9 protein-coding genes and 1 tRNA gene are annotated in these 13,192 nt (G+C 47.4%); 5 read left to right on the forward strand and 5 right to left on the reverse strand.

The window, feature by feature from the left end; all coding sequences use genetic code 11:
- Positions 1 to 27: 27 nt before the first annotated feature.
- Positions 28 to 112: transfer RNA gene (locus Q5866_RS20030), tRNA-Ser, on the reverse strand.
- A gap of 303 nt (positions 113 to 415) precedes the next feature.
- Between Q5866_RS20030 and Q5866_RS20035 the strand changes: the two genes are divergently transcribed.
- From Q5866_RS20035 to Q5866_RS20055, 5 genes are all read left to right on the forward strand, one after another.
- Positions 416 to 2,524: a heavy metal translocating P-type ATPase gene (locus Q5866_RS20035; protein ID WP_303182110.1), complete on the forward strand. Its 2,109-nt coding sequence runs from the start codon at positions 416 to 418 to the stop codon at positions 2,522 to 2,524.
- 71 nt (positions 2,525 to 2,595) lie between these two features.
- Positions 2,596 to 4,074: an AMP-binding protein gene (locus Q5866_RS20040; protein WP_303182111.1), complete on the forward strand. Its 1,479-nt coding sequence runs from the start codon at positions 2,596 to 2,598 to the stop codon at positions 4,072 to 4,074.
- Between the two features lie 10 nt (positions 4,075 to 4,084).
- Positions 4,085 to 4,327, forward strand: a complete 243-nt coding sequence (locus Q5866_RS20045) for an acyl carrier protein (protein ID WP_099293168.1) — start codon at positions 4,085 to 4,087, stop codon at positions 4,325 to 4,327.
- Positions 4,328 to 4,330: 3 nt separating this feature from the next.
- Complete coding sequence (locus Q5866_RS20050) at positions 4,331 to 5,770, forward strand: MBOAT family protein (protein ID WP_303182112.1); 1,440 nt, start codon at positions 4,331 to 4,333, stop codon at positions 5,768 to 5,770.
- 2 nt (positions 5,771 to 5,772) lie between these two features.
- Positions 5,773 to 6,795, forward strand: coding sequence for a histidine kinase (locus Q5866_RS20055; RefSeq protein WP_303182114.1), 1,023 nt, complete (start codon positions 5,773 to 5,775; stop codon positions 6,793 to 6,795).
- Between the two features lie 169 nt (positions 6,796 to 6,964).
- Here the strand turns inward: Q5866_RS20055 and Q5866_RS20060 are convergent, their stop codons facing one another.
- The 4 genes from Q5866_RS20060 to Q5866_RS20075 form a co-directional block, all read right to left on the reverse strand.
- Positions 6,965 to 8,161 (reverse strand): FprA family A-type flavoprotein, encoded by a 1,197-nt coding sequence (locus Q5866_RS20060; RefSeq protein WP_227215553.1) that lies wholly within the window; start codon positions 8,159 to 8,161, stop codon positions 6,965 to 6,967.
- A gap of 120 nt (positions 8,162 to 8,281) precedes the next feature.
- The gene (locus Q5866_RS20065) at positions 8,282 to 9,487 is read right to left on the reverse strand and encodes an aminopeptidase C (RefSeq protein ID WP_176555106.1); all 1,206 of its coding nucleotides are present in this window, start codon (positions 9,485 to 9,487) and stop codon (positions 8,282 to 8,284) included.
- 113 nt (positions 9,488 to 9,600) lie between these two features.
- Positions 9,601 to 10,533 carry a CPBP family intramembrane glutamic endopeptidase gene (locus Q5866_RS20070; protein ID WP_186975805.1) on the reverse strand — a complete coding sequence of 311 codons (933 nt, stop codon included), beginning with the start codon at positions 10,531 to 10,533 and terminating at the stop codon, positions 9,601 to 9,603.
- 79 nt (positions 10,534 to 10,612) lie between these two features.
- A complete protein-coding gene (locus Q5866_RS20075) occupies positions 10,613 to 13,129 on the reverse strand; it encodes a DNA translocase FtsK (protein ID WP_303182116.1) in 2,517 nt (838 codons plus the stop codon).
- Positions 13,130 to 13,192: the final 63 nt, after the last annotated feature.

Genomic DNA, 13,192 nt, shown 5'->3' on the forward strand with positions numbered 1-13,192 from the left:
CTGTCCTGTTTTGTCCAGTAGGTTCTGCGGAGAGACAGGGATTCGAACCCCGGGTACCTCGCAGTACAACGGTTTTCAAGACCGCCGCAATCGACCACTCTGCCACCTCTCCAAATGCGGATGCAAAGATAGAGGAAATTTTGAATCTGCAAAAAGAAATAAAAGGCTTTTTTCAAAAAAGATGTATTTGTGGTTCGTAAGATCAGTAATCCCGATAAGAACCGTAAGGTCACAGGTGTCCTTTAGACCGTGTTCACCGGCAGCAACGCTACTGTGGACAAAACGCCCCGTAAGGGGCATGGACTTTATAGACCTTATGAACTTCACGGAACTTATGGACTAAAGAGTCTTCGATTCGAACAAAATAGACTCTTTATTCGTTAAAATTATTAGTGAAACAATCAAGTAGAAAGTCATGGAAAAACAAGATATAAACACGGAACACGGGGGACAGATGCCGGGAATGGATATGTCTGCCGGGCATGGGACGATGGAACACATGCAACAAACGGATATGAAAGATGGTCATAGCAAGCAAATGAATATGGCGGGTGGGCATATGATGCACATGGGGAATTTGCGTCGGAAATTTTGGGTATCGTTGGTGATAACGATCCCGATCTTGTTGCTTTCCCCGATGATGGGGATACACACGTCGTTTCAGATCACGTTCCCCGGCTCGGAATGGGTGGTGTTGGCGTTGGCGACTTTTTTGTTCTTTTATGGCGGACGCCCTTTTCTGTTCGGTGCGGCGATGGAGTTGCGGATGAAGAGTCCGGCAATGATGACATTGATAGCTATGGGTATTGCGGTGTCGTACGTGTATAGTCTTTACGCTTTTATCGCCAATAATCTCGTGCATGCTTCCGGACACAAGATGGATTTCTTTTGGGAACTGGCAACGCTGATAGTGATCATGTTGCTGGGGCATTGGATTGAAATGCGGGCGGTCGGGAACGCGGGGAACGCTTTGCAGAAGATGGCGGAGTTGTTACCCGGCAGTGCGCATCTCGTGGGGGCGGATGGTGAAACAAAGGATGTTCCTCTCCAACAAGTGGAAGTCGGGCAGCAGGTTATGGTGAAGCCGGGAGAGAAAGTGCCTGCCGACGGGACGGTGGTATCGGGAGAAACGACGGTCAACGAGGCCATGGTCACGGGTGAGGCGAAGGACGTGGAGAAGAAGGCGGGGACACGCGTGATAGGCGGTTCGCTCAACGGTAATGGAACGATAGTGGTGAAAATCACGGGTACGGGTGAGTCCGGTTATCTGGCACAAGTGATGAAACTTGTCGGCGAAGCGCAACAAGAGAAATCACGGGCGGAATCCGTTTCCGACAAGGTGGCAAAGGCATTGTTCTACGTTGCCTTGTCGGCAGGTATTATCGCTTTCGTTGTATGGCTGATCGCGGATGGTAGTCTGAATATCGCTCTTGAACGTATGGTGACGGTTTTTATTATTGCTTGTCCTCACGCTCTGGGGTTGGCAATCCCGTTGGTGGTAGCGCGTTCTACCTCGTTGGGAGCGGCACGCGGGTTGCTTATCCGGAATCGTAATGCGCTGGAAAAGGCACGGCGGATAACCGTGGTGACTATGGACAAGACGGGGACCCTGACCGAGGGAAACTTTCGAGTATCCGCCGTGCAGGCATTGACGGAAGGTTGGAACGAAGCGAGAGTGTTACGGGTTATGGCGGCGTTGGAAACGGGGTCGAATCACCCTCTGGCAGCAAGTATTATTGCCGAGGCGAAGGAGAGAGGGATTCCGGTGCCGCGTGTCGAGAACGTGACGTTGATAAGCGGTACAGGCTTGATCGGTGTGGTTGACGGGGTGACCGTGGAGATCGTGACGGCGGCATTCCTCGACAGACGGAAAATACCCTATGACACGGAATTGTTTGCTCGTTTGGCAGGCGAGGGAAATTCGGTGAGTTTTATCGTGGTGGAAGATACTGTTGTCGGGCTTGTCGCTCAGGGCGACAGGATAAAACCGGAGGCTGAAGCTGCTGTGGCGGAATTGCAGAAGGAACACGTTCGTCCGGTGATGCTGACGGGAGATAACGAGGCTGCCGCCTCTGCAATAGCTGCCCGCTTGGGAATCACGGACGTGCATGCCTCACTTTTGCCGGAAAACAAAGATCAGGTTGTGATTGCGTACCAGCAACAAGGAGAGAAAGTCATGATGGTCGGTGACGGGGTGAATGATGCCCCGGCGCTTGCCCGTGCGGATATAGGGGTTGCTATCGGGGCGGGTACCGATGTGGCGATAGACTCTGCCGACGTGGTACTGGTGCGCAGTAATCCTTATGATATAGTTACTTTCCTTGCTCTTGCCAAGAGTACTACCCGTAAAATGGTACAAAATCTGTGGTGGGGTGCGGGATATAATATTCTTGCCATTCCTTTGGCGGCGGGAGTGCTTGCCCCGGTGGGGATTATCCTCAGTCCGGCGATAGGAGCGGTGCTGATGTCATTGAGTACGGTGATCGTGGCAATAAACGCCATGATGTTGAGAGTGAAAAAATAATGTCTATTTTGTAGAGTATTGCGAAAGGTTTTACTTAAATTTGTCACCGCGTTAGTAAATAGCGAAATTTTATGGATGGGATGAATATATTAAAGGATATAGTCCGGAGTGCCGGAATGTATCCCGGTAAAACGGCTTTTGTGATTGACGGCATAGCGTATTCTTACAAGGAATTGTTCGCTTGTGTCAACGGTATTCACGCTTTTTTGGACGGGCGGGAGGAAGAGGTTATCGGGGTTGTGGCGGAAAACCGGATAGAAACGTATGCAGCCATCCTTGCGGTGTTGCTGTCCGGGAAAACCTATGTCATACTGCACCCGCATTACCCGGACAACCGGAATAACAAGATTCGGGAAGCGGGAGATATAGGGGTGGTGTTGTACGCCGACGAATGTGATATGGCGAAGGCGATGCCGGAAAGTGTGGCTTTTGTTTCTACCCGGGAACTTCGGGGTGAAGAACACGTCGAGTACAATTACGGGAGCGGGGACACGAAAGCGTATATTATTTTCACTTCCGGCAGTACCGGAGAGCCGAAAGGAGTGCCGATTACTCGGGACAACCTCAACGCCTTCTATACGGCTTATTCCGCCTTGGGATGGAACCTTGGGGCGGATGACCGGATGTTACAGATGTTCGAGTTGACATTTGACGTTTCGGTGGTTTCTACGTTGTTCCCGTTGACGGTGGGTGCGGCTATCTACACGGTGGGACCGGGTGAGATGAAGTACACGAAAGTGTACGAGTTGCTGGAGGATGAGCGATTGACATTCGCGGCGATAGCTCCCTCGTTACTTCAGTTTTTGTCCCCTTATTTTGACGAGATCCGTTTACCGGATTTAAAATACCTGATCGTCACGGCAGAGGCAGCGCAGGCAGACGTGCTGGCTCGTTTCCGGGCGTGTGCCCCGAATGCTGAATTTGTGAACCTGTATGGTCCCACGGAAGCAACGATATATTGCACGGTTTATCGTATCCCTCGTGAAGAATGCAAGCATTATCACGGGATGCTTGCGATTGGCAGACCTTTTGAAGAAATGGAAGTCGTTATTGCCGACGAGGACGGGCAGGCGTTGAATACCGGAGAGAAGGGAGAATTGTGGGTGAGCGGACCGCAGGTGATGGCGGGATACTGGAAAGGCCGGGAAAAGTCCGAACAGGTGCTGGTGCGTCATAACGGGCGTGTGTTCTATAAAACGGGTGACTTGTGTTACATGGATGCCGACGGGGATATCATCTATTGCGGCAGAAAAGATTACCAAGTAAAAGTGCAGGGCTTCCGGGTGGAGTTGAACGAGATCGAGTACACGGCGAGAAAATTCTACCGGGAGGAGAAGAATGTTGTTGTCGTGGCGAAAAAAGACGATGACGGGGGATGCCGGTTACACTTGTTTATCGAGGCGGCAGAGTGCGACACTCCCTCGTTGCTCGAATTTATGAAAATGCATTTGCCCGTGTATATGTTGCCCGCTCGCGTGCATTGTCTGGAGGTCTTCCCGTTGGGGACGAGTAATAAGATTGATAGGAAAAAATTATTGTCACTTGTATAAATATAAAGCTATGGAAATTCAGGAGATATTGGACGAGATTAGTGTTATTTTTCGGGATATACTGAAAAACAATGACATCGTGTTGAAAGAAGAAACGGTGGCGTCGGACGTGCAGGGATGGGATTCTTTGACGAATATGCGGTTAATCACGGCCGTGGAGAAGCATTACGGGATACGGTTTTCATTGCGGGAAGTGTTGAAGTTTAAAAACGTGGGTGACCTGTGTCGTGTCATTCAAAATAAGGTCGGGTAGCGTATGATGTTTACTTCATGGGAGTTCGTTCTCCTGTTCGTGTGTAGTGTCGTGTTGTATTACACGCTGCCCCGGAAATTCCAGAAGAGCGTGCTGTTGCTGGCGAGTTTTTGTTTTGCCGCTTACTTTAACCTGATGTTCTTGGTTATCGCTTTGACGATAACCGGGGTAACCTTTTACCTTGGAAAATTTATCGGCAGACAGGAGAATGACGTCACCCGGAAACGGATATTCTGCGCGGGTATGGTCTTTCTGATTCTTTTTCTGGCGGTGTTCAAATATTTGGGATTTATCGAGAGTAACCTGCAATGGTTGCTGGGATTGGTCGGGATTTCGGTTGAATTTTCTGCTAAAGGCTTCCTGTTCCCCTTGGGAATCTCGTTCTACACTTTTCAAGCACTGTCCTATTTGGTAGACGTGTACTGGGGTGACGAGAATCCGGAGAGAAGCCTGCCGGATTTCACGCTGTACATGTTATTCTTCATGAAATTCCTGTCGGGCCCAATCGAAAGGGCAGGGGATTTTCTGCCGCAGTCGAAGGAGGGAAAGGCTTTTGACTACGAGGGCGTGACCTACGGGGTGAAGCTAATGTGTATCGGTCTGATGAAGAAAATGATTATTGCCGATCGGTTGGCTCCTTACTTGAACGATATATTGGGTTCCGTGGAGAGTACCAGCGGCGTGCAGTTGCTGTTGGCGGGATTGCTTTACCCGATAGAACTTTACGCGGACTTTTCCGGTTACACGGATATAGCGATAGGGGGTGCGATGGTATTTGGTTACAAGCTGTCGCCTAACTTTAATCGACCTTTCACGGCGAAAACGATCACGGATTTTTGGCGGAGATGGCACATGACCTTATCCTTTTGGGTGAGGGATTATCTCTATCAGCCGATTGCCGCCAGTAAACGCTATTGGGGGCAGTGGGGGATTGTCTACGCGTTGATTATCACTTTCGTACTGTTGGGATTGTGGCACGGCGGGGGATGGAATTTCGTAATCTACGGTTTGATACAGGGACTATATATCAGTTACGAGATGCTTGCTGCCGGATTCCGGGGAAAGTTGGAGAAATTCACGGGTAAGAGCGTGTTCGGGGTATATTCCGTGGTGAGGACTTACCTGTTGTTCGCTATCTCGCTCGTGTTTTTCAGGTTGGATACGCTGTCGGAAGTATGGTACATGTTCAGTCATTTATCGTTGAGCCTGCCGCACGGGATAAAAGAACTTCGCATGGGAATGCCGGATCATGATATTATCGTGCTGGTTGCCGCCATTGTTCTTTTGTTCGTGTACGAGTATTTTATGTCGAAACGGGATTTGTTGAAAGCTGTCAGTCGGCAACGGGCAGTGGTTCGCTGGGGAATCTATTATTTATTTATATTCCTTTTCCTTGTGTTCGGCGAGTTCGGGAGTAAAGATTTTATCTATTTGCAATTTTAGCCATGAAGAAGACGTTTGCCTTATTTTTGTTGAAATGTGTATTGCTGATTTTGCCCTTTCTTACTTTATTGGGATTGTATTTCTATGACGATCCCTTCGAGGTCTTGCACGAGTATAAAGATTATTATAAATCCCCGGTGGCGGTGAACGAGGGATACGTGGGATGGCAATATTACCGGATGCAAAGGGATTCCGTGAAATATAATTCTTTCCTTTTAGGGAACTCCTGCACGATGGCTTTTCAAGCCAAGGATTGGGAGAAGTATATACCGGGAGGGCGTGCTATCCGTCTTTACGGTAGTGCCGAGCGATTGGGGAATATATATAGAAAAGTGCGGGCGTTGGATGCGGTGCAGGATTCTATTGCGAATATGATTATCCTGTTGGATTACGCGACATTGAAACAAACACAAATAGGTAATATATCCACCCATGTCCTACACCCGGAAGTGACGGGGCAAAGTAACTGGGAGTTTCAGATGTGTTTCTTGCAGACGTTTTTTAATCCCGATTTTTGGGTGCCTTACGTGGATTATCGTGTTACCGGACGGTATAAACGTTACATGAGGGGAGTGATCAACAGGGAAGAGGTGGAACGGAATTGCAGGTCGAATGACGTGTACAATCCGCGGGAAAAGGAGATAGCGGATTATGGTGAGTTGTACTGGGAAAGACACAAGAAAGAATTTCCCGTGCGGGATACGGTACGGAAAGTTTCTCCGTCGATTATCATGAAAAAACAATTTGATATGCTTTCGGAGATGAGGGATATTTTCGTGAAACACGGTACGAATTGCAAGATATTAATCAATCCGAAATATGACCAAGTCCGATTGAACCCGAGCGATTTGAAACAACTGCAAGACATATTCGGTGCAGCGAACGTGTTTGACTTCTCCGGGGTGAACGAATTTACTTCAGATGTTCACAATTATTACGAGAAAGGACATTATCGTCCCTTGTTGGGAAGAAAGATTCTCGAAGCGATGTACGGGAAAAGGGATACAATAGGGATTGTCCAATGATTGGTGACGATTGCTCGCCAGCATAATCTTTTTATCTTCGAAGCATGAACGTAGCAAAAACGCTCCCGAGCGTCTTTGCTACGTTCATGCTTCGAAGATGCTACGTTCTTGGTATAGGGAAACGTGGAAGAAGGTAGCAAAAAGGAGTAGCTCATGGGCTACTCGTCTTTTAATAAAGCTCGTCCAACTTGTCAGCCATCGCGTAAGCGATATTGCGGCAAGTTTCGAGATCATCGTCTTTCGGGGAGCCGCATGCTTCACAAGCGGGAGCGACTACTTCCCATTTGATCTTTTCGGCAAACTGGTTGAAACGGGGCATTGCACCGCCTGCCCATGCTTTTCCGGCGAAGAATGCCGTTACATGGTTTTTCACGCCCATGTGTTCGAGTTCCGTCAAAAGGGTTTCCATTGTCGGGAAAGCGTTGCCGTTATACGCGCAGCTTCCGAAGATTACCCCGCGATAACGGAAAATATCGTTGATAATATATGACGGGTGTGTTTTGGAAGCGTCATGGATACGGATTTTCTTGATACCTCTCTCCGCGAGGAAACGGGCGATGACATCCGCCATCTTTTCGGTATTTCCGTACATGGAACTGAAGACAATAACAACACCTTTGTCTGTTTCATATTTGCTCCACTTGTCGTATTTGGCTACAATTTCTGCAATATGCGAACGGCGGATGGGACCGTGGGTGGCACAAACCATGTTGATAGGAAGTCCGCCCAGTTTCTTTAAGGCAGTCTGTGCGGGTTGACCGTATTTACCGACGATGTTGGAGTAATAGCGGCTAATTTCTTCTTCAAGGTAATCCAAATCCAGTTCATCGTCAAAGATACCGCCGTCAAGAGTTCCGAATGCCCCGAAAATATCGCCACTGAACAAGATACCTTCCGTGGATTCGAAAGTTACCATTGTTTCCGGCCAATGGAGCATGGGCGCCATGTAGAAGTTCAGTTTGTGTTTGCCCAAATCAAGAGAGTCACCTTCTTTTACCTCTATAAGATTCTCGTGTACGCCGTAGAAGTTTTTCAGCATGGGGAACGTTTTCGCGTTGCCGATGATTTTCACGTCCGGGTAGCAGCATAACAGGGCTTTGATAGCTCCCGTGTGGTCAGGTTCCATGTGGTTTATCACCAGATAATCCACTTTCCGCCCGTTAAGGAGTTGCTCGATATTCTCGACGTAATCGTCCATTTTGCTTCTTTCGATCGTGTCGATAACAACCACTTTTTCATCCACGATAATATAGGAGTTGTAAGCGACACCTTTGGGAAGCGGCCAATAATTCTCGAAAATATGAGTTCTACGGTCATTGACTCCAATCCAATAAATGTCTTTCTTGATCTCTCTTGCTAAATTCATAGTATATTTTAATTTATGTGATTTACTTTGATTTTCGCGAAAATATGAAAAAAGGCTGTCAATCACTAGGGATGACAGCCTTTTTTTTATAGGTTTTCTCTACCGTGTGATAGAAAGGATTTATTTGATTCCAAGTTTCTTTTTAATATCCTTCGGAATAGAGTTTTTATGCACGATGATGTTCATCGTTTTGTATTTCATGAAAGGATAAGAAGCGTAGAAATATCCCCCGAATTTATTGTACTTGTTCCAAGAGTTCTTTACGATAAAGTAAACTGTACCGTTTTGATCTTTTGCCTTACCGATCACGTGCATACCGTGGTCATCCGTCGTCAGATAGTTGTCGAACTCTTTTTGTCTTAATTCTTGGGTGATTTCTTTTTCCGGGGCAGGTCCTTGTTTGAATGCGTCTGCCGTTTGTTGTCCTTTAGGCATAGCTTCCCATTTGGCAATCTCGGCACCGCTCATCTCTTTCGTGTCGTTGGTCGGTACTACGGCAACTCCCGGGTTAACGGTTTGGAATCCTTTCTCGCTCACGTCGGAAGCCCACGCGAAAGTGTACCCGTTATCGATAGCGTTGTCCATAACTTTGATTAGTTCGTCCAACGGCAAGTTGTATGACAATCCCCACAACCAGTTGTCGGGTACTTCGATAGCGAATTGGGTATAGAACGGGTGGTGAGTGAATGAAGTCAAGCTCACGTAGTCGTCCATGTTCAAACCTACTACCTCGTCAGCGAAGGTTCTCGGGGTATATTCTTTTCCTTTGTATTCGAATTTTTCAGGTTCCGGACCGAGATACGCGTCCAAAATACCTTCATATCCGTTTTTCCACGCGGTACTCAATTTTTTGTTTGAATTTTTGATCACGGCATTGATATATCCGGCAAGAACGTCGTCGATTTCACCGAAAGCGTGATTCGGTTCGCCGTAATTCAATCCCATGTACACGTCCATCGGAACGATACCGTAATTTTTGATCACGTGCATCACGTCGCAAAAAGCTCCACCCACGGCAAAGTTCATGTTACCATGCAAGCGAACGAATTTGTCGGCCTTGTCGCTATACGCGTGTCTTACGATGTACATGGCAGAAAGATCGATAGGCTCTTTACCCATGCGAATCATTTCAGACTCGAAGAAAGAAATTCCTGACCATGACCAGCAAGTACCTGCACGAGCTTGATCTTTTACTGAAGTTGTCGGTAATCTTTTGATATCCGTGAATTGATATCCTTTCGGTTGGTCTTGTTTCGTGTTTTGCGCGTTACCCAAGAAAGATAATGCAAAGACGAAAACAAACATGAATGATGTAATTTTTCTCATTTTGTTGAAGCTTCGATTTATTTGATTAATTAATTATTTCTATTTTTTGAACGCTGCCAAAGATACTATTTTATTGGCAATGTAATCAATCCCTCTCGAGTATTAAGAAAATTTTAAGAGTTGAAAGATTCATCCGGTTGCTCCACTTTTCCCCACAGGTTAATTTTCGAGAGGAATTTATATTTCCGGTTACATACCCAAATGAAAATGATTCCGCACGCAAGCATCACGAGGGTATCCATGTGCGAGGCTTGCGGGTTGATATCCCGGAACAGGGCGTGAGTTTGCAGGGCGGAAGATTCGTGCGTTACGACGATGGATGAAATGACATTGTTTGATAAATGTAATCCCAAGGCGAGTTCAAGACCGTCGTCCATGATGGCCACGAATCCCAGAATCAGTCCCATGAGGATATATTGCGGCATGGCAATCCAGAACCCGAAACGTTCCACCTCGGGATTGCTGGCATGAAGCAGTCCGAATATGCAACCCGTGATCAGTAAGGCTACCCACCTGTATTTGAAAAGTAGCACGCTGCCTTGCATGAGGTATCCCCGGAAGATAAATTCTTCAAAGGCGACTTGAAAGGGTATGAATATCAGGATTACGATGCACATCATGAAGAAATTGAACGGTTCGAATTGGAAAACCAAGTTGGAGGTATCACCGAAACCGTATTGCGCACCCAGTAACACGAATGACAGTATCCCCCAAATCAAGGCGCCGAAAAGAGTACGTTTTATATCAAAGCGGTTGCGTCCCGTGAGAATATCCAAGGGTTGTTTGTGATGAAGCCACTTTACGCAAAGAAGTAGAGCGATAACTCCCGCCGTGAAAGTAAACAGCATGAGAGCTAACCCGAGGTTCGTGTTCGTGATGGCTAACAGGTTATTGGCATTTCCCGATAAGGCCGCTTGCGGGTCTTTGAGAATGTAATACAACGCGAGCGGTAAGGATGCCAATTGCACTGCCGCGAAAACGATAATCAACGTGAGCAGGTAAAAATACCATTTGTTGTTTCCTCTGTACGCTTTCTCTAAAAACATAACGTGTTAATTTTGGATTTTAAATTTTAGATTTTAAATTGTATGATTCCCGAAGCAAGATAGTATTCATTCTAAATTTTTAAAATTGTTCTTGGACGGTTTTAAGTATATGTTCCAGACTGTACTCGTCGGGAATCAGTACTTGACGGGCTTTGCTGCCTTCGAAGGGACCCACGATTCCGGCGGCTTCCAGTTGGTCGATAATTCGTCCGGCACGGTTGTAGCCGATCGAGAAACGACGCTGTATGGATGAAGTCGAGCCTTGCTGTGTGTTCACAACCAGACGGGCAGCTTCCTCGAACAAGGGGTCTTTCATGCCTAGATCTACGTCACTGTTGATACCGTTCTCCGTGTCGGAAACGTACTCGGGAAGCATGTAGGCTTCCGGGTATCCCTGTTGGTCGGCGATAAATTTCGTGACTGCATCCACTTCCGGCGTGTCGACAAAAGCACATTGCACGCGTACCATCTCGCTATCCTTGGAGATCAACATATCTCCCCGACCGATAAGTTGGTTCGCTCCTGGTGAGTCGAGAATCGTGCGCGAGTCTATCATGGAGGCAACCTTAAAGGCTACACGCGCGGGGAAGTTTGCCTTGATCACACCCGTGATGATATTTGTCGAGGGACGTTGCGTAGCGATAATCATGTGTATTCCCACGGCACGGGCTAATTGTGCTATACGGGCAATCGGTTGTTCCACCTCTTTTCCGGCGGTCATGATCAAGTCGGCAAACTCGTCGACCACGACCACGATATAAGGTAGATAGCGGTGTCCGTTGTTCGGGTTCAGTTGCCGTTTCACGAACTTCTCGTTGTATTCCTTGATATTTCTCACGTGAGCCAGTTTCAACAAGTCGTAACGGCTGTCCATCTCGATACACAAAGAGTTGAGCGTGGCGACCACCTTGTCGTTGTCCGTGATGATAGCTTCTTCCGCATCCGGGAGTTTGGCAAGAAAATGTTTCTCGATGACCGAGTAGATACTTAATTCTACTTTTTTCGGGTCTACCATGACAAACTTCAATTGTGACGGGTGTTTTTTGTACAATAACGAGGTGATAATCGCGTTCAAGCCGACGGACTTACCTTGTCCCGTTGCCCCGGCAACCAAAAGGTGGGGCATTTTAGCCAAGTCGAAAGTGTAAGGCTCGTTCGAGATGGTACGGCCTAAGGCGACGGGAAGGGCGTATTTGGATTCTTGGAACTTCTTGGAAGCGATAACACCTCGCATGGAAACGATTTCCGGCTTTTGGTTGGGAACCTCGATGCCGATTGTTCCCGCCCCGGGGATCGGGGCGATAATGCGGATACCTAATGCCGCCAAACTTAAGGCGATGTCATCTTCAAGGTTTTTGATTTTGGAGATCTTGATACCGGGGGCGGGTACAATCTCGTAGAGAGTGACCGTGGGACCGATCGTTGCCTTGATTTTAGTGATTTCTATTTTATATTGCCGTAAGGTTTCGACAATGGTGTTCTTGTTTTCTTCCAGTTCCTCGGCGGTTACCTTGGAGGCATTGGAGGCATATTCTTCCAGCAAATCCAGTGGCGGGTACTGGTAATTGGATAAATCCAATGTCGGATCGTATTCCGTGTCCGGCATCAGGTTTTTGGTCAATTGCTCTTCCAGTTTGTCCGCCATGACGGTTAATTCGATATCGTCGGTCGCCGGTGGGGTAATCGTTTCCGTGTCTTGCCTGATGTCCTCGCGGTTTTCGTCGTTCAGCGGTAATTCCACTTGATTGTTGACGGTTACAAGAGAGGTGATTTCTTCCGTGTGGTCCTCTTCGATTGGCTCTTTTTCCGTGACATTGGAATAGAACTCGTCTTCTGTCGGGGCTTCCGTGATGATTTCATTTTCCGGAGACAAGTTTGTGTCCTCGGTTTCGTTTTCCGGCTGTTCTGTTTTCATTTCCCGTTGGGTTGCCGCGGCCTCTCTGGCCATCCTTCTCTCTTCTTTGCGTTGTGCCTTGCGGGCGAAATAAGCCTTGACCATTGTCACGCATTTATTAAAGGCATTTTCAAACCCGAAGAACAGGATAACGGCAAACGATACCAGTAAAAGGAAAAGAGTCCCGATTTCACCGATAAACGAATTTAACCAGAAACACACGAAATAACCGTGCGCCCCGCCGGGGAAGACATAACCGGATGGAACGAAATTGAAGATATATCCTAGTAATAAGGAGATCCAGATGACAAGCACGAAGCTAAGGATGATTTTCTTCCCGAGGCTTTTCAACGGACGTCCCATGATGCCCAGACCGATGATAAACAGCAGGTAGCAGAATATAAATGAAGACACGCCGAACCAGCGGTTCACGAGCAAGTCGGAGAGATAGGCGCCCAGCTTCCTGCCGGGATTCCCCACGACAATATCGGGATTCGTGACGAGTTCCCGTGTTTCTTTGTCTACCAGGCTTTGATCCATGCCGCCCGTGAAGAAAAAGCCCGCGAGTGACACGAAAAGATAGACGGAAAATAACATGAATATCAACCCTACAACTACACGGGTCCGGGGATCTCTGAGGAAACCAAGGGAAAGCGAACCGCGCGTCTTTTCGTTCTTTTTACTGTTTATACGTGTTATCATTTTGAATAGAAATTAATCGAATATCGCAGGTACAAATGTATCTATTTTAGATTTTAGATTTTA

The sequence above is a fragment of the uncultured Butyricimonas sp. genome (assembly GCF_959596855.1).
GTDB lineage: Bacteria > Bacteroidota > Bacteroidia > Bacteroidales > Marinifilaceae > Butyricimonas > Butyricimonas muris.

What these genes read in the sequence shown, in the direction of transcription:
- Q5866_RS20070 (WP_186975805.1), bottom strand. Translation starts at nt 10,533, where the DNA reads ATGTTTTTAGAGAAAGCGTACAGAGGAAACAACAAATGGTATTTTTAC.
- Q5866_RS20040 (WP_303182111.1), top strand. Translation starts at nt 2,596, where the DNA reads ATGGATGGGATGAATATATTAAAGGATATAGTCCGGAGTGCCGGAATG.
- Q5866_RS20075 (WP_303182116.1), bottom strand. Translation starts at nt 13,129, where the DNA reads ATGATAACACGTATAAACAGTAAAAAGAACGAAAAGACGCGCGGTTCG.
- Q5866_RS20065 (WP_176555106.1), bottom strand. Translation starts at nt 9,487, where the DNA reads ATGAGAAAAATTACATCATTCATGTTTGTTTTCGTCTTTGCATTATCT.
- Q5866_RS20050 (WP_303182112.1), top strand. Translation starts at nt 4,331, where the DNA reads ATGATGTTTACTTCATGGGAGTTCGTTCTCCTGTTCGTGTGTAGTGTC.
- Q5866_RS20045 (WP_099293168.1), top strand. Translation starts at nt 4,085, where the DNA reads ATGGAAATTCAGGAGATATTGGACGAGATTAGTGTTATTTTTCGGGAT.
- Q5866_RS20060 (WP_227215553.1), bottom strand. Translation starts at nt 8,161, where the DNA reads ATGAATTTAGCAAGAGAGATCAAGAAAGACATTTATTGGATTGGAGTC.
- Q5866_RS20035 (WP_303182110.1), top strand. Translation starts at nt 416, where the DNA reads ATGGAAAAACAAGATATAAACACGGAACACGGGGGACAGATGCCGGGA.
- Q5866_RS20055 (WP_303182114.1), top strand. Translation starts at nt 5,773, where the DNA reads ATGAAGAAGACGTTTGCCTTATTTTTGTTGAAATGTGTATTGCTGATT.